Source organism: Cobetia sp. L2A1 (genome assembly GCF_009796845.1).
Classification (GTDB): Bacteria; Pseudomonadota; Gammaproteobacteria; order Pseudomonadales; family Halomonadaceae; genus Cobetia.
Window position 1 is genome coordinate 2,994,599 of the sequence record NZ_CP047025.1, and the last position, 18,832, is coordinate 3,013,430.

At 59.3% G+C, this 18,832-nt stretch carries 18 protein-coding genes; 13 read left to right on the forward strand and 5 right to left on the reverse strand.

What is annotated here, in order from left to right:
- The first annotated feature begins 81 nt into the window (after positions 1-81).
- From GQR90_RS12755 to GQR90_RS12785, 7 genes are all read left to right on the forward strand, one after another.
- A complete protein-coding gene (locus GQR90_RS12755) occupies positions 82-522 on the forward strand; it encodes a VOC family protein (protein WP_158774440.1) in 441 nt (146 codons plus the stop codon).
- Between the two features lie 142 nt (positions 523-664).
- Positions 665-1,594 (forward strand): LysR family transcriptional regulator, encoded by a 930-nt coding sequence (locus tag GQR90_RS12760; protein WP_158774441.1) that lies wholly within the window; start codon positions 665-667, stop codon positions 1,592-1,594.
- 207 nt (positions 1,595-1,801) lie between these two features.
- Complete coding sequence (locus GQR90_RS12765; protein WP_158774442.1) at positions 1,802-2,788, forward strand: TRAP transporter substrate-binding protein; 987 nt, start codon at positions 1,802-1,804, stop codon at positions 2,786-2,788.
- A 127-nt stretch (positions 2,789-2,915) separates the two neighbouring features.
- Positions 2,916-3,473 (forward strand): TRAP transporter small permease, encoded by a 558-nt coding sequence (locus GQR90_RS12770; RefSeq protein WP_158774443.1) that lies wholly within the window; start codon positions 2,916-2,918, stop codon positions 3,471-3,473.
- A 1-nt stretch (position 3,474) separates the two neighbouring features.
- Positions 3,475-4,782, forward strand: a complete 1,308-nt coding sequence (locus GQR90_RS12775) for a TRAP transporter large permease (RefSeq protein WP_158774444.1) — start codon at positions 3,475-3,477, stop codon at positions 4,780-4,782.
- Between the two features lie 145 nt (positions 4,783-4,927).
- Entirely contained in the window at positions 4,928-6,058 is a 1,131-nt protein-coding gene (locus GQR90_RS12780; RefSeq protein WP_233266290.1) for a FecCD family ABC transporter permease, read from the forward strand.
- A gap of 14 nt (positions 6,059-6,072) precedes the next feature.
- Positions 6,073-6,867 carry an ABC transporter ATP-binding protein gene (locus GQR90_RS12785; RefSeq protein WP_158774445.1) on the forward strand — a complete coding sequence of 265 codons (795 nt, stop codon included), beginning with the start codon at positions 6,073-6,075 and terminating at the stop codon, positions 6,865-6,867.
- Positions 6,868-7,017: 150 nt separating this feature from the next.
- On the opposite strand, the gene GQR90_RS17540 is transcribed toward GQR90_RS12785, so the two are convergent.
- From GQR90_RS17540 to GQR90_RS12800, 4 genes are all read right to left on the reverse strand, one after another.
- Positions 7,018-7,185 carry a hypothetical protein gene (locus GQR90_RS17540; protein WP_199269427.1) on the reverse strand — a complete coding sequence of 56 codons (168 nt, stop codon included), beginning with the start codon at positions 7,183-7,185 and terminating at the stop codon, positions 7,018-7,020.
- Between the two features lie 499 nt (positions 7,186-7,684).
- A complete protein-coding gene (locus GQR90_RS12790; RefSeq protein ID WP_158774446.1) occupies positions 7,685-7,870 on the reverse strand; it encodes a hypothetical protein in 186 nt (61 codons plus the stop codon).
- 188 nt (positions 7,871-8,058) lie between these two features.
- A complete protein-coding gene (locus GQR90_RS12795) occupies positions 8,059-9,666 on the reverse strand; it encodes a glycine betaine ABC transporter substrate-binding protein (protein ID WP_158774447.1) in 1,608 nt (535 codons plus the stop codon).
- Positions 9,663-10,403, reverse strand: coding sequence for an ATP-binding cassette domain-containing protein (locus GQR90_RS12800; protein ID WP_158774448.1), 741 nt, complete (start codon positions 10,401-10,403; stop codon positions 9,663-9,665). Before GQR90_RS12800 ends, GQR90_RS12795 begins: the two co-directional genes overlap by 4 nt.
- A gap of 293 nt (positions 10,404-10,696) precedes the next feature.
- On the opposite strand from GQR90_RS12800, the gene GQR90_RS12805 reads away from it, so the two are divergent.
- The 6 genes from GQR90_RS12805 to GQR90_RS12830 all read left to right on the forward strand — a co-directional run bounded on the left by GQR90_RS12805 (position 10,697) and on the right by GQR90_RS12830 (position 18,196).
- Positions 10,697-11,866, forward strand: coding sequence for an isovaleryl-CoA dehydrogenase (locus GQR90_RS12805; protein WP_158774449.1), 1,170 nt, complete (start codon positions 10,697-10,699; stop codon positions 11,864-11,866).
- Positions 11,867-11,945: 79 nt separating this feature from the next.
- Complete coding sequence (locus GQR90_RS12810) at positions 11,946-13,553, forward strand: carboxyl transferase domain-containing protein (RefSeq protein WP_158774450.1); 1,608 nt, start codon at positions 11,946-11,948, stop codon at positions 13,551-13,553.
- 83 nt (positions 13,554-13,636) lie between these two features.
- Positions 13,637-14,449 carry an enoyl-CoA hydratase-related protein gene (locus GQR90_RS12815; protein WP_158774451.1) on the forward strand — a complete coding sequence of 271 codons (813 nt, stop codon included), beginning with the start codon at positions 13,637-13,639 and terminating at the stop codon, positions 14,447-14,449.
- Positions 14,450-14,528: 79 nt separating this feature from the next.
- Positions 14,529-16,742, forward strand: coding sequence for an acetyl-CoA carboxylase biotin carboxylase subunit (locus tag GQR90_RS12820; RefSeq protein WP_158774452.1), 2,214 nt, complete (start codon positions 14,529-14,531; stop codon positions 16,740-16,742).
- 6 nt (positions 16,743-16,748) lie between these two features.
- Positions 16,749-17,672, forward strand: coding sequence for a hydroxymethylglutaryl-CoA lyase (locus GQR90_RS12825; protein ID WP_158774453.1), 924 nt, complete (start codon positions 16,749-16,751; stop codon positions 17,670-17,672).
- Positions 17,673-17,860: 188 nt separating this feature from the next.
- Complete coding sequence (locus GQR90_RS12830) at positions 17,861-18,196, forward strand: zinc ribbon domain-containing protein YjdM (RefSeq protein ID WP_158774454.1); 336 nt, start codon at positions 17,861-17,863, stop codon at positions 18,194-18,196.
- Positions 18,197-18,414: 218 nt separating this feature from the next.
- Here the strand turns inward: GQR90_RS12830 and GQR90_RS12835 are convergent, their stop codons facing one another.
- Entirely contained in the window at positions 18,415-18,783 is a 369-nt protein-coding gene (locus GQR90_RS12835; protein WP_158774455.1) for a hypothetical protein, read from the reverse strand.
- Positions 18,784-18,832: the final 49 nt, after the last annotated feature.

The window sequence follows — 18,832 nt, forward strand, 5'->3', positions numbered from 1 at the left end:
TACGAACGCATCAAAGGGCATCAGCAGTGTCATCAGCCCCCCATTTACAACAACCAGACCGTATCTTCGAGGAAACCGCCCATGGCCGTCAGTGATCCGTTCCATCTCGCCATTCAAGTTCGTGATATCGCCGAAGCCCGCCGCTTCTATGGTGAATTCCTCGGCTGTCCCGAAGGTCGTTCATCCGACAGCTGGGTCGATTTCGATCTCTACGGCCACCAGTTTGTCTGTCACCTGAATGCGGCACTGGCAGAACCTGAGCACGGTATCGCTCAGCACAAGAACCCCGTCGATGGTCACGGCGTCCCTGTGCCTCACTTCGGTGTCGTGCTGGAAATGAACGCCTGGCAAGCCTTGGCTGACCGCCTAAAGGCGGAGGGCGTGAAGTTCGAGATCGAACCCTACGTGCGCTTCAAGGGCGAACCCGGAGAGCAGGCGACGATGTTCTTCCTCGACCCCACCGGCAATGCGCTGGAATTCAAGGCCTTCAAGGACCGTGAGAGCCAGCTGTTCCGCAAGTGATCATGTCAGCGGGCCAGCACTGACCCGCCAGAACACCGCACGCCTTGGCATGAGATGCGTGCCGCCCCGTGATGAAAGCTGACGCCCCGCCTTGCATGCGGCAAGATGGACAGTCATCACGATTCATCACGGGGCACCTGCCATGTTCGACTTCAAGGAACTCGAGGCCTTTGTCTGGGTCGTGCGGCTCGGCTCGTTCCGCAAGGGTGCGACCAAACTGCACCTGACCCAGCCCTCCATCTCGGACCGCATCAATCGTCTGGAAGCGACCGTCGGCGAATCACTGCTGGAGCGCTCCACTCGCCCTATTCAGCCTACATTGCGCGGCCGTGAATTCTTTGCCCATGCAGAACGTCTACTAAGCGGACGTGAAGAAGCCATGCGATTGTTTCAGGAAGAAGGGGCTTTCTCAGGCACACTGCGCCTGGGCGTGATCGAGACGATCGCCAACAGCTGGTTTCCTGCCTTCATGCGCCAACTGGCAGAACGCTATCCCAAGTTGACGCTGGAAATGACCGTCGATATCTCACCCTTCCTGCATCAGCGGCTGGCCGAGAACGATCTCGACATGCTGTTTGCGATGGACAGTGCTGCCATGGGGCCCTATGCCACTCAAGCACCGCTGTGCACCTTCGAGATGGGCATGTTCGCCTCCCCTGTGCTAGCTCAGCAACTGGCAGAAGGTGCCAGTCGTTTTGCCAATACACCCTTCATTTCCTTCAGCAAGCAGGCGCGCCCCTACAGCGAGCTGGTCAGCTATCTATCGGAGCTCGGCATCAAGCAACCCAAGGTGCACTGCACCAGTACGCTGATGACGATTCTGCGTATGAGCAGTGAAGGACTGGGGATAGGAGTGCTACCGGTGGCCACCGTCGAGGATGTCATCGGTCACGGTGAGCTAGTGCGTCTGCCGCTCGACACGCCGCTGCCACCGATGGTCTACGAGGCCATCTGGCGCAATGCCAACTACCCCGATTTCTGTGCCAGTGTCGCTCGCCTGGGACGGCAGTGCGCTGAAACCTACTCCGAGCAACATTCGGTAGTGCCAACAGCACCGAGCGCCGGCGCATGATCTCCTCAACGTCGCTGACCCATCACATGGGCGCCATACCGTTTACTCGACTAAGGTCTATAGATATCACCAAAGTCTTTCATTACCTACCACAATGAAAGATTTTGGCGATACTGTGCATCAGAATTAACGATTGGACTGAAGCGGCTGTCGCTTGAAGAATGAAATTGTCTGCCGAGAACTTTCAATAATAATGAGGAACGAGACATGCGTAAGCCCAACTCTTTCGTTTTGCTGGCCGCCGCGGGTGCACTGGCGTTCAGTGGCACCACTCTGGCTGCCCAGTGGAACCTCGCCACTCCCTATGGCGATGCCAGCTTCCACACCAAAAATACCAAGCAGTTCGCAGAAGATGTGACCAAGGCCACTGATGGCGAGCTGACTATCACCGTCCACAGCGGTGGTTCATTGATCTCCCACGGCGAGATCAAGCCCTCCGTACGTCGCGGCACCGTCCAGGCCGGCGAGATCTTCCTGTCGATTCTGTCCAACGAATCGCCGATCTATGAGCTGGATACCCTGCCCGGCGTCGCCTCCAGCTATCCGGAAGCCATTGCCCTGTGGGAAGCCTCCAAGCCTGACATCACCCGGCTATTTGCCAAGGAAGGCCTGATGCCGCTGTACGCCGTCGCCTGGCCAGCGCAGGGCATCTATACCGACTTCGATCTGACTGATGTGTCCCAGCTCAAGGGGCTGCGCATTCGCGCACCCAACATCAATACCCAGCGCTTTGTCGAGAACGTCGGTGGCAAGCCCACCGAGACCGAAGAAGCCGATATCCCCACCGCCTTCAGCACCGGCCGCGTCGACGGCATGATCACTTCAAGCTCTACCGGCAAGTCCATGTCGGCATGGGATTACGTCAAGCACTACAGCGATGCCAAGCTGTGGCTGCCGAAGAACATCGTCTTCGTCAACAAGCGTGCCTTCGACCGTCTCGACGAAAGCAGCCAACAGGCCGTACTTGATGCCGCCAAGGCAGCTGAAGCACGTGGCTGGGAAGCCAGCATGGATGACGCTGCCGAAAGCGCCAAGCTGCTGACCGAAAAGGGCTTCTCCATCACTGAGCCCAACGAGCAATTGTCGAAGGAGCTGAAGGCCGCCGGTGAAAAGCTATTCGAGGACTGGAAGTCGCGTGCCGGTGAAGAAGGCCAGCAGCTACTTGAGCGCTACCGCGCTGACCTGGACGCATGATCGCCAACACCTGACTGCCATGCGTTCGTCCCGCTGACAGACTCAAGCAAGACCTTCGCCACGCGATACATGCCCATGGCTCCCCTGTATCGCGTGGCCACCCTCACCTTCCCTGTGAGTGCCCGTCATGACCTACTTCTTCGACAAACTCTATCGCCTTGGTGCGTGGGGAGCGGCGGCCTGCATGCTGTTGATCTGCGCGGTCGTCAGCCTGCAAGTCTTCCTGCGCCTGATAGACGCCGTGCTGGTAATGTTCGGCACCGAGCGTCTCGGCTTTGAAATTTCCGGCGTTTCGGAAATGGCTGCCTTCCTGCTGGTTGGCGCGACCTTCCTGAGCCTCGCCTACACCTTCACGCATCATGCTCACATCCGCGTGACACTCGTCATCAATCGCCTGCCCGCTGCTGGCCGCGTATGGATCGAGAGCCTGGCGCTGCTGATTGCACTGGCACTGAGCGTATTGATCACCCGCGAGCTGGTGTTACTGGTCGGCGAAAGCCTCGAATACCACGACATCTCCTCCGGATTGCTGGCCCTGCCGCTGTGGATTCCACAGAGCGTGCTGGTCATCGGCACTGGCCTGTTGTGCCTGGCGATTCTCGAGACACTGGTCGCCACCCTGCGCACCGCCTTCACTGCGCCCTCACGCTACGTGGCGCCTGAGCCCGAAGACGGAGCCGAATGACATGCTGACACTTATCCTCGTCACCCTGCTGACCCTCGCCCTGCTACTCGGGGGCGGCGTCTGGGTTGCCTTCTCGTTGATCGGTACCGGCTGGATCGTGCTGACTTTCTTCTCGACCTTCGATACTGGCCCGATCCTGGCCTCCGACTTCTGGGGTGCCAGCTACGGCTGGGACCTCACCGCATTACCCATGTTCGTGTGGATGGGCGAGATCCTGTTCCGCTCGGGATTGGCCGACAACATGTTCCGTGCCCTGGCACCGTGGCTCAACCGCCTGCCGGGCCGCCTGCTGCACTCCAACATCATCGGCAGCGGTCTGTTCGCTGCCGTGTGTGGCTCCTCTGCCGCCACCTGTGCCACGGTCGGCAAGATGACGCTGCCAGAGCTTGAGCGTCGTGGCTACGACAGCAACCTGGCCATCGGCACCCTCGCCAGTGCCTCAACCCTAGGCCTGCTGATTCCGCCGTCGATCATGATGATCGTCTACGGCGTGGTCACCGAGCAGTCCATCTCGCGTCTGTTCATTGCTGGCGTATTGCCGGGCCTGCTGCTGCTGGCACTGTTCATGGGCTATCTGATGGTCTGGTCCAAGGTCGTCGGCGAGCCGCAAGGCCGCGCCGGTTTTGATGAGCCGCACATGAGCTTCATGGCCAAGCTACGTAACAGTGCTCAGCTGATCCCGCTGCTGGCACTGATCGGTGGCATCCTCGGCAGCATCTACGGCGGCCTGGCCTCACCGACCGAAGCGGCAGCCGTCGGCGTCGTGCTGTCACTGATCATCGCGCGCCTCAATGGCCACATGAGCCTCAGTACCTTCAAGACGTCGATGTTCGCTGCACTGCGTACCTCATGCATGATTGCCTTCATCATTGCCGGTGCGTCGTTCCTGTCGTCCGCGATGAGCTTCACCCAGATTCCCATGCAGCTGGCAGAAGGCATTGCTTCATTGGGGCTGTCGCCGACCATGCTGCTGGTGGTACTGACGATCTTCCTGCTGATTCTGGGCTGCTTCCTCGACGGCATCTCGCTGATCCTGCTGGTGACCTCCATCATCATGCCGGTAGTCGAAGCGGCAGGATTTGACCTGATCTGGTTCGGTATCTACCTGATCATCGTGGTCGAGATGTCGCAGATCACCCCACCGGTCGGCTTCAACCTGTTCGTGATCCAGAGCCTCACCGGCAAGGACATCATCACCATCACCAAGGCAACGCTGCCATTCTTCCTGCTGATGATCTTCTCCATCGTGTTGATGCATATCTTCCCGGAGATCGTGCTTTATCTGCCGCAAGCCATGAACGGTAGCTAGACCTGTTATCGCGGAACTCGGCTGACACCCTGCAGTACTTTTCAAAGCCTCCCACCCGGGAGGCTTTTTTGTATCTTCACCTGACCGAGCCAAGTCGTTAGGCTTGTCGACAGCCCATAGCCCTCTCACCTCGCCGGACGACACCGTGCCCGATTCCCGCCCAGTTGCCTCACCTGCGTCTCGTGTCTCTGCCGAGATGACGAGCATCGCCATCTCGCCGGCCACTGCCTGGCGCCACCGTCAGCGCCAAGGCGCCAGATGGCTGTGGGTCATTGGTGTGCTGGTCGTGCTGGCCTGCCTGCTGGATATCAGCCAGGGCAGTGGCCAGTTGACGCTTGCACGCCTGCTACCGGCGCTATGGCAACCACACGCCACTGATCCGCTCGCGCATGCCATCCTGTGGCAGTTACGCCTGCCTATCGCGTTGATGGCCGTCGCGGTCGGTGCGGCACTGGCGATGGCCGGCGCCCAGATGCAGACGCTCTTGCACAACCCACTGGCGGACCCCTTCACGCTGGGCGTGTCAGCGGCGGCCAGTGTCGGTGCGGGGCTGGGACTGATTCTGCATGTCGATCTCATTCCCTATGGCTTCGCACCACTGACCTTTCTCAATGATGCCGGACTCGGCGTGACACTGAATGCATTCATCTTTGCGCTCGGTGCCTCGCTGATACTGTGGAGCGCCCAGCGCTTACCTGGTATCGGCGTACAGACGCTGGTACTGCTGGGCATCGCGCTGATGTTCTTCTTCAATGCGATGCTTGGTGTGCTGCAGTTCGTAGCATCGCCGGAGGCGCTGCAGCAGTTGATATTCTGGTCGATGGGCAGTCTGGAGCGCAGCAGTTGGCCACGCCTTGCCATGCTGTCGGTGGTAATCCTTGTCTGCGGCGTCATCTTTCATCGCCGTCGCAGCGAATTGACCGCACTGAGTCTCGGCGAAGCGCAGGCTCGCGCGCTGGGAGTTGACGTGCGCCGCCTACGCCTCACCGGCCTGCTATGCACCGCACTGCTTACCGCAACTGCCGTTTCATTCGTCGGTAGCGTCGGTTTCATCGGCCTGGTCGCGCCGCATATCGCACGCTTGCTGGTCGGTGAGCAGCAGCAACGCTTTCTGCCACTGTCAGCTCTGCTGGGGGCACTGCTGCTGTCACTGACCTCAACGTTGAGCAAGTCGCTGGTACCAGGGGTATTGCTGCCGCTGGGCATGATTACCGCCCTGATCGGCCTGCCGTTCTTTGTCAGCCTGATCCTCAAGCGCAGAGGGCTCGACGGATGAGCGTTTCAGCAGCAATGACTCCCCTGTGCACACAGACTGCGGGCCTCGAGATTCGCGACGTGAGTGTCTCTCGTGGGCGCACCCGGATACTGGATAATCTGCCCGAACTACGAGCAAGACCTGGCGAGCTGACCGCACTGCTTGGCCCGAATGGCGCAGGTAAATCGACACTACTGCAAGCCATCGCCGGCCTATTGCCGGCCACAGGCGAGGTGTGGCTCAACGGTGAGGCATTGAAGGATGTATCAGCTCAGCAGCGCGCAGCGCGCATCGGTTATCTCCCTCAGCTGAGTGAGACAGGCGCGATGCTTGAGGTCTTTGAATCACTGTTACTGGCACGACGTCTGGCAGGTCATGACAATGACGCTGCCAATCTCGCCCACTGCGAACATCTGGTCGAGGCTCTGGCTCTGGCACCATTGGCGTCACAGCGACTGGGCCAGCTGTCTGGCGGACAACGACAACGCGTGGCCATTGCTCAAGCACTAGTGCGTGAACCGACACTTCTGATGCTGGATGAACCGACCAGCGCGCTAGACCTCCACTTTCAGTTGTCAGTACTCGACTGGTTGAGCCGCGAGGCGCGTGAGCACCAGCGGGTAGTGATCGTGGCATTGCACGATTTAAGTCTGGCAGCGCGACATGCGACTCATGTCTGGCTACTTCATGCGGGTCGGCTTGCCGCCAGCGGCAGTCCTCGAGAGGTACTGACGATGGAGCGGCTGCGCGAAGTCTATGCCATTGAGGCGCGCGTCGAGTGGCCACTCGATGGCAGCCCACCGGCCATCGTGGCACTGCATGCACTGTAACGCCCTCTTCGTTGATGCAAGGACTTGCGACATGCCGACAATGACCAACGAGCAGCCATAAAAAAACCGCCCCTCACGCGATAGCGTGAAGTGCGGTTTTTCAAGAGGCCACGCCTTTCAAAGACGAAAGACAGGTGGCTTCCTTCAAGCTCAGGACAGGTGGGATGCCTGTGAGCCAGTGTCGATCATGCCGTGCTGCTGACCGCCGCCACCGCCGCCGCCGCCGCCGCCGCCGTGACCGCGATCAAACAGGCCGCAACCGCTCAGTGCCAAGGTGGCAGCAATCAGGGCAATCGGAAACAGATTCTTGATACGCATGAGGTTTTCCTTTCATGATTCATGGAACGAGAAGACTGGCAGACATGGGTCAGCGAGTCTTCACTCTTGCCAACACTCTACTCCAGTCTGCCGCCAACGATAAACCTCCGCTAGCGGCTTTCCTTGATTCCTGCACACCCTGTACAGAAGTTGCGACAGTGTTGTCTCACTATTATAAATATTAGCGTTTTATTGTTATCAGGCTTTCAATTCCCACGCATACGCAAGCCTGCAAGCAGCACGGTACCAGTATTGATGAAGACATCACCCCTGGTCTTACTGAGCAGGCTGGCCCTGCTGTCACCGTGGTGCTGCATGCGTTTTGCGAGAGATTCGAGACCATCGGCCAGACGTGAAAAAACCGCCTTCTCGCGACAGCGAAAAGACGGTTTTCAGGAGCCACATGGCTTTCAGTACTGAAAAACGTATAGCTCCTTCCGGGGTCAATACAAGAGACGAACAGGTGAGCGGTACTGACGATTTTATCGATCATGCCGCACTAGCGACCACCACCATGGCCACCACCACCGCCATGACCGCCACCACCGCCATGACCACCACCATGACCGCCGCCGTGCCCTCCGCCATGATGACCACCGCCGTGACCACGATCAAGCAGGACGCAGCCGCTCAGCGCCAGCGTTGCTGCAATCAAGGCGATCGGGAGCAAAGTCTTGATACGCATGGTTATCTCCTTTGATGAGTCAATAGAGCTGCCGGTGTTCTGGCAGCCGTTTCTCACTATGGAGTACATCTTACACGCAGCGACGGTCAACGATAAACTTCTGATCCCGTGAGCTACCTGACTTCCGCACACCTTGTAAAGTAGTCAGGACTGATTGTCATATGACTTTACATATTAGATTTTAATAATTAACGAGCCTTCAGCCCCCGCATGTGAGCCGGTATCACCATCCGCTCGAACAGCTCAAACAACAGCTCGGCGCAGATCGCCAGCAAGGCTGCCGGAATCGCGCCGTACAGCACCAGATCATAGTCATTGAGTGACAGACCAGTAACGATCGGCTCACCCAAGCCACCCGCACCAATGAAGGCAGCCAGCGTCGCGGTACCGATATTGATGATGGCGGCTGTCTTGATACCGGTCAGCAGGTTCGGCGTCGCCAGGGGCAAAATGACGTAACGCAGCTGCTCACGTCGGGTCAGCCCCATGCCACGCGCCACCTTGACCAGCAGTGGGTCAACCGTCAGTAGCGCCGTGATGGCAGAGCGGATGATCGGCAATAGCGAGTAGACAAACAGTGCGATTACCGCCGGCACGACACCAATCCCGAACAACGGAATCATCAGTGCCAGTAGCGCGATGGAAGGTATCGTCTGCAGCAGCCCCGTCACATAGAGAACGACGCGTGACACCTTGGGGTTGCGATAGACCATCAGGGATAGCGGCAAGCCGACCAGACATGCCAACAGCAGCGCCGAGATCGTGAGCTGCAGATGCTCGATCAGATTGGTGCCCAGCTTGTCCCACTTGGCACCGCTGACGACACGCTGTTCACTCGTGATGCCTTCGCGCTGAATGAACTGACTGGCTACTAGCGCAAAGCTCTTGTCATCACTTGAGACTTCAGCGTTCAGCGCCTGCATGGAATCTTCATCCAGACTGTCCGCCAATTGATTGAGCGCGGCCACCGCCTTGTCCGGGAGCGCGGCATTCACGAAAGGCACCGCCAGATACTCGGGGAAATAGTGCTTGTCATCGTCAAGCAGCACGAAGTCAAAGCGCTTGATGTCACCTTCAGTCGAGTAGGCATCGGTGCCATCGATCTTGCTCTCGCGCAGCGCCTGATAGGCGATGCCGTGCTCGATGCCACGTGGCACCTGCGCCAGATCATAGGCGGCAGCCAATCCCGGCCAGCCATCCGATCGCTGGATGAATTCATGCGACATCGCCAATGACAATTCCGGATGCGCCGCGAGATCTCCGATGGTCTTGATTCCCAGTGATTCGGCCTGCTCACGACGCATGCTGACGGCATAGGTGTTGTTGAAGCCCAGCGGCTTGAGCACCTTGAGACCGCGTTCACGGCTCAGCTCATCGAGCTTTTCAAGCGACGGTACGCTGTCCAGCTTGAGAATCGCGTGAGCGAGCGTGCCGGTGTACTCGGGATAGACATCCAGCTCACCTTCCGCCAACCCCTGATAGGTGATGATGGTCTGTCCCAGCCCCATACGGCGCTGAACCGTGAAGCCTGCTTCCTCCAATACCTGAGAGAAGATCTCGCCAAGCAGTTGCCCTTCACGGTCTGCCTTGGAACCCACCACGATCGGCTTGTCAGCCGGCCATTGGGCGACATCGTCTGCGGCCATGGCGCCCGGACTTGCCAGTAGCCCCCCAAGACTCGCCATCAACAGGGTCGTGACCAGCAATGCACTCGCCAACAATGCACTCGCCAACAATGAAGCGGGACGCCCGTGGCGTGCCCGACGTGCTGCCTCATGGGATATCAGCGTCTTCATGCGCGCGCCTCCAATAGTCGGGCCACGCGCTCATCCGCCGGTGCGCTGGCAATGGTGTCGGGGCTGGCAGCCTGCAAGATCACGCCAGGTGCCATCACGACCATATGGTCAGACAGGCTCAGCGCCTCATTCATGTCGTGCGTCACCATCACCACGCTACGCGGCTCTTCCAGCTGCATGCGCTGGAACTGAGCATGTACCTCGATACGCGTGATCGGGTCGACCGCCGAGAAGGCTTCATCAAGCAGCAGCAACGGCGGCTCCAGCATCATGGCGCGACATAGCCCGACACGCTGTGCCTGGCCGCCCGATATCTCATGCGGATAGCGCGTCAGCAGCGCCAGGTCGAGATCCATCATCGAGAACAGGCGTTCGATGCGCGCCTTGACCCGCGACGCTTCCCAGTGCTCCCGGTCGGCCAGAATGGCAATGTTATCGCGCACGCTGAGATGGGGAAACAGGCCAATCTGCTGTACCGCATAGCCGATTCGCCGGCGCATCGCAGGCAAATTTTCGTAATCCACCGCGGCACCGAATACCTCCACCGTACCCGCATCCGGCCGGATCAAACCATTGATCAGCTGTAGCAAGGTCGATTTGCCGCAACCACTGGCACCGACCAGCGCGGTAATACGGTCTCGTGGCAATTCAAGGTCAATGCCTTCAAAGAGACGTTGACCTGAAAAGCCCTTGTGCAGATCGCTGAAGCGAACTGCCGGGACGCTGTCGTCACTCATCGGGAAGGTCCTTCTTGCAGGGTGAGAGGCAGGCGAGAAATGGCCAAGATGCCTGGAGCGTGGTGTACAAGTATGAACACAAGATTACCAGCCGGCCGATTATCCGGCGAAAAAATTATCCAGCGAAAGGATTGTCAGTCGAGAAATGGCCCCTCTGCCTGGCTTTCTCACTACACCGTGCGACATTGGTCAAAACGATCAACTACAACCTTTACGTTAACGTCAACTTTGCTCTAGAGTGAATTCATGCTCTGTCCTCTCGCCATCGTCTCTCACTCAAGGGAATCCCGACCATGCACAGCCTCTATACGCCGCTGGATTTTGGACTCGACGAGACTCATACCCTGCTGCGCGACCAGATCAATGCCTTCGCACGTGACGAGATTGCACCGCGGGCGGCTGAGATTGATGCCACCAACGCCTTCCCGAATGATCTATGGCGGAAGTTTGGTGACATGGGCCTGCTCGGCATCACCGTCCCTGATGAAGATGGCGGCAGCGGCATGGACTATCTGGCTCACTGCATCGCGATGGAAGAAATCTCGCGAGCCAGTGCATCCGTGGCGCTGTCTTACGGCGCGCACTCCAACCTGTGCGTCAACCAGATCAAGCTCAACGGCACGCCGGAGCAGAAAGCCAAATACCTGCCAACGCTGATGAGCGGTGAGCACATCGGTGCCCTGGCGATGTCCGAGCCGGGCGCAGGCTCCGATGTGGTCTCAATGAAACTCAAGGCCGAGCTGCGCGGCGATCACTACGTGCTCAACGGCAACAAGATGTGGATCACCAATGGCCCGGATGCCCATACCCTGGTGGTGTATGCCAAGACAGATCCGGACGCCGGCTCCAAAGGCATCACCGCCTTCATCATCGAGCATGACTTCCCGGGCTTCTCCACCGCTCAGAAGCTCGACAAGCTCGGCATGCGCGGCTCCAACACCTGTGAACTGGTCTTCCAGGACTGTCAGGTACCCGCAGAAAACGTGCTGGGCGAGGTCAACCGTGGCGTGAAAGTGCTGATGCGCGGTCTCGATTTCGAGCGCACCGTGCTGGCCGCCGGGCCTATCGGCATCATGCAGGCCTGCATGGACATCGTGGTGCCCTATCTGCACGAGCGTCACCAGTTCGGTCAGGCCATCGGTGAATTCCAGCTGGTACAAGGCAAGATTGCCGACATGTACACCACCCTGAATGCCTGCCGTGCCTATCTCTATGCCGTCGCCAATGCCTGTGATCGCGGCCAGACCTCTCGCAAGGATGCCGCTGGCGTTATCCTCTATTGCGCCGAGAAGGCGACTCAGATGGCATTGGATGCCATCCAGCTGCTGGGCGGTAATGGCTATATCAACGACTACGCCACCGGCCGTCTGCTGCGTGATGCCAAGCTCTATGAAATTGGCGCAGGCACCAGCGAGATTCGTCGCATGCTGATCGGTCGTGAGCTGTTCAACGAGAGTGCATGACGCTGATGGGTGAGTCCCTGAACACGTCTCTCACCCTCCTCTTTTCCTGTCCACCTTCTCCGCTCGAGGGAGCTGCCGCATGGCCATTCTGACTTCCCTGATCAACCCACGCAGCGACCAGTTTCGTGCCAATGACGCAGCGATGCAGGCCGAGGTCGATCGTCTACATCAGCTGCTGGAAACGGTAGCGGCAGGCGGTGGCGACAAGGCCCGCTTGCGCCACGAATCGCGCGGCAAGCTGTTCGTGCGCGAACGTATCGATCATCTTGTCGACGAGGGCTCACCGTTTCTGGAGCTATCAGCACTGGCCGCGTACGAGGTCTATGACAGTGCAGTGCCCGGCGCAGGGCTTGTCACCGGCATTGGCCGTGTCAGTGGTATCGAATGTGTCATCGTCGCCAACGATGCCACCGTCAAGGGTGGCACCTACTTCCCGCTGACGGTAAAGAAGCACCTGCGTGCACAGGAAGTCGCTCGCAAGCATCGCCTGCCATGCATCTATCTCGTGGACTCCGGCGGCGCGCACCTGCCCCACCAGGATGAGGTCTTCCCGGACCGCGACCACTTCGGTCGTATCTTCTACAACCAAGCCACCCTGTCGGCCGAAGGCATTCCGCAGATCGCCGTGGTGATGGGCTCATGTACCGCAGGCGGTGCCTACGTACCAGCAATGGCCGATGAATCGATCATCGTGCGTGAACAAGGCACCATCTTCCTCGCTGGCCCACCGCTGGTGAAGGCCGCCACCGGTGAAGACATCAGTGCCGAAGCATTGGGCGGTGCCGAGGTGCACTGCAAGATCAGCGGTGTCGCTGATCACCTGGCCGATAACGATGCGCACGCCCTGCAACTGGCACGCCGCGCTATCTCGCGCCTCAACTGGCAACGCAAGGGCACGCTGGCACTCCGTGAATCGCGCCCACCGCGTCTTGATCCGCGTGAGATCTACGGCATCGTCGGCACGGACCTCAAGAAGCCTTTTGATGTACGGGAAATCATCGCCCGCGTCGTGGATGACTCCGATTTCGACGAATTCAAGCGCTATTACGGCGAGACGTTAGTGACCGGCTTCGCACACATCCACGGTCATCCAGTCGGCATCATCGCCAACAACGGCGTGCTGTTCTCGGAGAGCGCCGTGAAAGGGGCTCACTTCATCGAGCTTTGTGCCCAGCGCAAGATTCCGCTGGTCTTCCTGCAGAACATCACCGGCTTCATGGTCGGCTCGCGCCACGAGCACGAAGGCATCGCCAAGCACGGTGCCAAGCTGGTGACGGCCGTGGCCTGTGCCAAGGTGCCCAAGTTCACGGTGCTGATCGGCGGTAGCTTCGGTGCCGGTAACTACGGCATGTGTGGGCGCGCCTATGATCCCAATCTGCTGTTCATGTGGCCTAACGCCCGTATCTCGGTAATGGGCGGCGAGCAGGCTGCCAATGTGCTGGGGCAGGTCAAACGCGAGCAGCATGAGCGCGAAGGACGTGACTGGCCGCAGCAGCAGGAAGAAGACTTCAAGGCACCGATACGTGATCAATATGAGCGTCAGGGCCATCCGAGCTATGCCAGTGCGCGCCTGTGGGATGACGGTGTGATTGATCCTCTGCAGACCCGTGACATTCTTGGCTTGTCACTGGCCGCAGCGATGAATGCCGAGATAGAGGAGAGTCGCTTCGGTGTCTTCCGCATGTAACTTGCGAATCTATTTCACAGACGTAAAGAGCGATACATTTTCATATAAATAATCTTCTTGCTAACAGAATGGATAAATTCGCGATGAGTATCACCAGCCAGTTCAGCCGACTTGAGATCGATGCACGCGGGATAGCCACGCTCACGCTGACGCGGCCTGACGTGCATAACGCGTTCGATGACGTCCTGATTGGTGAGCTGAATCGCCACCTTGAGCAATTGCACGTACTGGCCACATCAGATGAGGTGCGTGTTGTCGTGCTGGCCTCCGAGGGCAAGAGTTTCTCGGCCGGGGCCGATCTGCGCTGGATGCAGCGCATGGTCGACTATTCGCTGGAGGATAACGTCGCCGACTCACGAGAACTCGCACGTCTGATGCAGCTGCTGGACAGCCTGCCCTGCCCGAGTGTCTGTCGTGTACAGGGTGCCACCTTCGGCGGTGCCGTCGGACTCGCTGCTTGCTGTGACATCGTGATGGCCACCGAGCGCGCACGCTTCTGCCTTTCTGAAGTCCGTATCGGCCTGGCACCGGCGGTGATCAGCCCTTATGTACTGCGCGCAATCGGGACGCGGCAGATGCGGCGTTACGCCCTGACGGCTGAAGTCATCGATGCCAATACCGCGCAGCATCTCGGATTGGTGCATGAGGTCTGTGCTGGCGACACTCTGGATGCGCGCATCGAGGAGATGCTGAACCTGATGTTGGCGACCTCACCACAGGCCAGTCGCGCGACCAAGGCACTGCTTGCTGAGGTCGCGAGGGGACCGCATGACGATGATGGCGATGCCATCCGCGAGCGCTGCTGCGAGACGATCAGCCAGCTGCGTGTCAGCGAGCAAGGCCAGGCGGGACTCGCCGCCTTCTTTGCTGGCACGCCGGCGCCCTGGATACGGTGATGACCTGAATTGAGGGTGTCCTTGATCATCGCCTTTCCATCTATCGACTCTACTTTCACCTTCACCACGGGATTTTGCCATGAACGCCAACCGCGATACTGAACAGCACCTGCCCGCCGGTTGCGGCGCGATCCGCAAGCTACTGATTGCCAACCGTGGTGAAATCGCCGTCCGCGTGATGCGTACGGCTCGTGCCATGGGTATCAGCACCGTGGCGGTTTACTCCGATGCCGATGTCAATGCCCTGCATGTGCGCGAAGCCGATGAAGCGATACGTCTCGGCCCAGCCAGTGCACGAGAAAGCTATCTGGATATCGACAAGGTTATCGCTGCCGCGCGCCTGAGTGGTGCCGATGCCGTGCACCCCGGCTACGGCTTTCTGTCCGAGAACGCCACCTTCGTACGCGCCCTCGCGGAGGCCGGACTGGTGTTCGTCGGCCCACCCGAAGGCGCGATTGCCGCAATGGGCGACAAGTCTGCTGCCAAGGCGCGCATGCAAGCTGCTAGCGTGCCGCTGGTGCCGGGCTATCACGGTGACAACCAGGAAGACGGGCTGCTCAAGTCAGAAGCGGATGGCATGGGCTATCCGGTATTGATCAAGGCCTGTGCAGGCGGTGGTGGCAAGGGGATGCGAGTGGTAGAAGATACCGCCGACTTCCAGGCGGCGCTGGAAAGCTGTCGGCGGGAATCACGTACCGCCTTCGGTGACGAACGCATGCTGATCGAGAAGTATCTGACCCAGCCGCGCCATGTCGAGGTACAGGTGTTCTGTGATGCTTACGGAAGCGGCGTCTATCTCTTCGAGCGTGACTGCAGCGTGCAGCGCCGCCATCAAAAGGTACTGGAGGAAGCGCCTGCCCCTGGCCTGACCTCAGCGCTACGTCGTGAAATGGGCGAGGCAGCAGTGCGTGCAGCACGCGAGATTGGCTATGTCGGGGCCGGCACCATCGAGTTTCTGCTCGATGCACCGCACGCCGGTAGCGAGCAGCACGGTGCCTTCTATTTCATGGAGATGAATACCCGCTTGCAGGTCGAGCACCCCGTCACCGAGATGATCACCGGCGAAGACCTCGTCGAATGGCAGCTGCGCATCGCCCGTGGCGAACCTCTGCCCCGCCAGCAGGATGAGCTAAGACTCGAAGGCCATAGCTTCGAGGCGCGCCTTTACGCAGAAGACCCGGACAACGACTTCCTGCCGGCGACCGGCGTACTGGAACGCTTCCGCCTGGATCTCGACGGAGCTGGCCTTGATGCCCGCCAGGTACGTCTCGATTCCGGTGTCGCCGAAGGCGATGAAGTCTCGATGCACTATGACCCGATGCTGGCCAAGTTGATCACCTTCGGCCCGACACGTGAGCAGGCGCTGGAAGTCCTGCTGCGAGCACTGGCAGCACTCGAGGTACGGGGTGTCACCACCAATCGCGCCTTCCTGACGCGCTTGGCGGCACATGCCGATTTCCGATCAGCCACGTTGGATACACGCTTCATCGAGCGTCACCATGCGAGCCTCTTCCCTGTCGCTGAGCTTGATCACCCTACCGTGGCATCCAGTGCGCTACTGGCACTATCGCGCCTCGCGGAACAGGCCGCGAATGAAGGCCATAGTGGGCAACCCGCTAGCCCGTGGGCGCGGCGCGATGGCTGGCGCAATGGCACTCGCCAACAGATACGCCTCGCGCTGTGTCTACCCCACGATGCGGATACCGATGAGAGCAGCGACAAGGTAGCTCACGTCATTGCACGTCGCCCCTATGCCAGTGCGGCGTCTACGTCGGCACACCAATGGCAGATTGAAGTGATCACTCACTCCAGTGGAGAGACAGCAACTACAACGCATGAAGGCCACCTCGACCTCTTGGCGGGCAATGCGATCGCGATCACGCTCGATGGTCATCGCCGCCGCCAGCAAGCGAGCCACGCACCTGCCACGGGTGGTGAGGTAATGGTACTGGCAAGCCCGCAAGGTGAGTCACGTATGCTGTGGCGTCGCGCCGATGCTGTGGACCACGCTCAGCACGAGACACAAGCCACCCTGAATGCACCGATGAACGGCACTGTCGTGGCGCAGCTGGTTGAGGCGGGCGTAGATGTCGCCGCCGGAACACCACTACTCGTGATGGAAGCCATGAAGATGGAGCACACCATGAGCGCGCCCGCGGATGGCCAGGTAGCCCAGTTCCATTTCAGCGCTGGTGACAGTGTCACCCAGGGCGATGTGCTGCTTGAATTCACTGCCCATCAGGATGCTGCCCTCGATGAAGCGGGCAGCAAGGCAACAGTCAGCAAGGAGTAAGTAAGCATGCACTTCCCTGATAAGGCCCGTATTGTCGAGGTTGGCGCACGTGATGGCCTGCAGAATGAATCAATGCCCGTCGATACGGCGACCAAGTTAGCGCTGATCCGCAAGCTCTCGGAGAGTGGCTTGCGCCATATCGAAGCCGCCAGCTTCGTCTCCCCCAAGTGGGTACCGCAGATGGCGGATCACCGTGAGATCATGCTGGCGTTGAGCGAGTCTGTGGCAGCAACCGACACAACGTCAGTAATCACTTACTCCGCCCTCACTCCCAATCTGAAGGGACTTGAGGCAGCACTGGAATGCGGCGTGCGCGAAGTGGCGGTGTTTGGTGCGGCCAGTGAGTCCTTCTCGCAGCGCAACATCAACTGTTCGATTGCCGAGTCACTGGCACGCTTTGCACCCGTGATGGAACGTGCGTTGGACGCGGGCGTGCGAGTGCGCGGCTACGTGTCCTGCGTGATGGGCTGCCCCTATGAAGGCGACATCTCGCCTTTACAGGTCGCCGCGGTTGCGCGCGAGCTGCGTGACATGGGCTGCTACGAGGTGTCGTTGGGCGACACCATCGGTACCGGCACACCGTTCAAGGCCAAGCGCCTGCTGGAAGCCGTCACCCGCGCGGTGCCTGTTGCGCATCTCGCCGCACACTTTCATGACACCTATGGGCAAGCGCTTACTAACCTGTATGCCGTGATGGAAGAAGGGGTTGCGGTCATCGACAGTTCCGTGGCGGGCCTGGGCGGCTGCCCTTACGCAAAGGGCGCTTCGGGCAACGTTGCGACGGAAGATGTGGTCTATCTCCTGGAAGGGTTGGGCATCGACAGCGGCGTGGATCTCGCACAGCTTGCGCGCACCGGCGACTGGATCAGTCGTCAACTGGGCCGTGCCAATGGCTCGAAAGTCGGCCAGGCCCTGATGGCAAAGTACTGATCGCAAAGTGCTGATGGCAAAGTGCTGATGTCCCGATATTGACGGCCACCGTTGCGACCAAGAGCCGCAGTCCATGGATGCTACTCGGCAATCGGTGTAGGCTTGCCGGCGTTCGCGCACCGCTTGAGCTCGATGCGTGCCTTCTTCCATTACGTCATCCGCCTCGGCGGACCGCCAAGGACATCGCCATGAGCGCCCTCCCCCATTGCCCGGCCTGCAATTCCGAATTCACCTACGATGACGGCATGCAGTATGTCTGCCCTGAATGTGCCCACGAGTGGTCAAAAGCGGCAGCGACCGAGGAGACAGGGCCCGTCTTCCGCGATGCCAATGGCAATGAACTGGTCGATGGCGATACCGTCACCGTGATCAAGGATTTGAAGATCAAGGGCACCTCCTCTGTCGTCAAGGTCGGCACCAAGGTCAAGAACATCCGCCTGGTGGAAGGTGATCACGATATCGATTGCAAGGTTGATGGTGTTGGCCCGATGAAGCTCAAGTCGATTTTCGTCAAGAAGGTCTGATACAGCGATGACTCAGGCGCTGGTAGCAGCATGAAAAACGCCCCAGTGGACATTGTCCGCTGGGGCGTTTTTCATCATTGGCTCAACCTTCAGCGACTCGATCTTCAAAGGACTCAGTTTTCGAATAACTCAGTCCTCGAATAGCTCAGTCCTCAAAAGGCGCTATCTTGAAAGGGCCGTGTCTTGAAACGCATCGCCAGCGGCAAGCCAGTGCTCACTCACTCCTCTGGCGATATCCTGTCGAGGGGCGTGATCTTGGAAATCCTGATCAGACGCTCACCGCCGACCTTGAATTCGAAGCGACCACTGATCTGCACCTCACGTCCCAGGTAGGCACCAATACGCTCAGGAGGGTGCACCTCGATGCGTTGCTGCTCACCAGCTTCAAGCCAGTAACGTATCGGTACCCCTTTTCTACGTACCCTGCCCTGCACGGCAACCTGTTCACCCTGCCAGGCCTCGGAATACTCAAGCAAGGTGGCCACGCTCGTGGGACGCGGTGTACCAATCTCATTGCAGCCAACAGTAGCCATCAGCATCACTGCCACGGCCAGTGCCGAAAGCCAGTGCTGCATACGATTGTTCATGATTGTTCCTTGTGACGCTGGACGCCGCAGGCGATGCTCAGCGCGCCTG